We start from the raw sequence: 1,722 nt of genomic DNA, 5'->3' as shown, positions 1-1,722 counted from the left end.
GGTTAAATGAATTTTTAAATTCTACCTTGCAAGAGTAAATTCTATACCTGTAGAAATTACTTCTGCATGGATTTTTCCTTCTTCTTTTTATAAAATACTACTGCAGATGATCCCCTGCCTGTGCAGAAGGAGGATAAAATGAATACAGGAAGACCAAAAGGCAACCAAAAACATCTTGACTTATCTGCACGTATTATAATCGAACAGCATTTAAATAACGGTGATTCATTTAGAAGTATTGCAATAGAATTAAGCAAGGATCCAAGTACCATATCCAAAGAAATCAGACGTCATTCCATTATCAGGGAAAGAAGCGCAGATGCATTTGCCCCTATTCCCTGTGCAAACAATTATGATAGTTCAAAGCCGCGGACAAATATATGCAATGTCATGCATATGTGCGGTGATAATGAATGTCGGCGCAAATGTGTCCTCTGCAGAAAATTCAGATGCAGCGATGTCTGTAAATTTTATAAACCAAGAGAATGTGAAAAATTAAATAAACCTCCTTATGTGTGCAATGGATGCAGCAAGAGAACGAATTGCATGATGGACAAAAAGATCTATTCTTCAAAATACGCCCAGGACTCCTATGAAGCCCTTAGGACTACCAGCAGAGAAGGGATCAACCAGACACCGGAAAGTATACAGAAACTGGACAACCTGTTGTCACCGCTTCTCAAAAAAGGACAGTCCATTGCCCACATCTACGCATCTCATGCTGATGAGATCGCCTGTTCCAGAAGAACCATATATTCTTACATAGACCGTGGCGTTTTTCAAGCCAGAAACATAGATCTGCGCCGTAAAGTGGTATACAAGCAGCGGAAAAGAAAAACTACTGCCAGCCTTAAAGACAGAAGTTTCCGAAAAGATAGGAGCTATAAAGAATTTCTGGAATATATCGCAGCGAACAAATCTGTTTATGTAGTCGAGATGGATACCGTTGAAGGAGCAAAAGGTACCAGTCCCTGCTTTCTGACTATGTTCTTTCGAAACTGTAGCCTTATGCTTATGTTTCTTTTAGAAGAACAGACCCAGAAAGAAGTAACCAGGATTTTTGATCATTTAACAGAATTACTTGGAATTGAACTGTTCCAGAAACTTTTCGAAGTGATACTTACGGACAACGGACATGAATTTCAGGACCGGCAAAGTCTGGAATATAGCAAAAATGGGGAAGTACGCACACGTATTTATTATTGTGATCCCAACCGTTCTGATCAAAAAGGTGCTCTTGAAAAGAATCATGAATATATAAGGTATGTCCTTCCAAAAGGAACAAGCTTTGAAAAAATGACAGACAAGACAACGCTGCTGTTATTAAATCATATCAACAGCGAAAAACGGGACAGCCTCAATGGACACAGTCCATATGAAGTATCCCGTCTCCTGCTGGATAACAGACTTCATAAAGCATTAGGATTAGCAGAGATACCAGCCGATGAAGTCACATTGATACCAGCATTAATAAAATAATAATAACAATACAGGCACAGGCAAGTTTCATTGCATAGAATTTAGTCTTTCCAACAGACATGTGGAATTTAGTCCTGCACACTATTTCCAGATGTCCTTTTATCATGCAAAAAACTATGCTGTTTATGCCGTATAAAAGCATTATATACTAAAAAAATCAAGTTGTATATCTCCGAAAATAGAATTAAATCCCGCATAAAATCAAGGTATATTAGAATGTAGAATTTACTTTTTCATTCAAGC

General features: G+C 37.9%; 1 protein-coding gene. It reads left to right on the top strand.

Features of this window, described 5'->3' with window-relative positions; genetic code table 11:
- Positions 1-138 precede the first annotated feature (138 nt).
- On the top strand, positions 139-1,479 hold the full coding sequence (locus LJE09_RS17115; RefSeq protein WP_070100285.1) for an IS30 family transposase: 1,341 nt from the start codon (positions 139-141) through the stop codon (positions 1,477-1,479).
- The last annotated feature ends 243 nt before the right edge of the window (positions 1,480-1,722 follow it).

It is taken from the genome of Blautia sp. DFI.3.45 (genome assembly GCF_020593505.1).
Classification (GTDB): Bacteria; Bacillota; Clostridia; order Lachnospirales; family Lachnospiraceae; genus Blautia_A; species Blautia_A wexlerae.
This window is presented reverse-complemented; position numbering and strand designations above follow the sequence as displayed.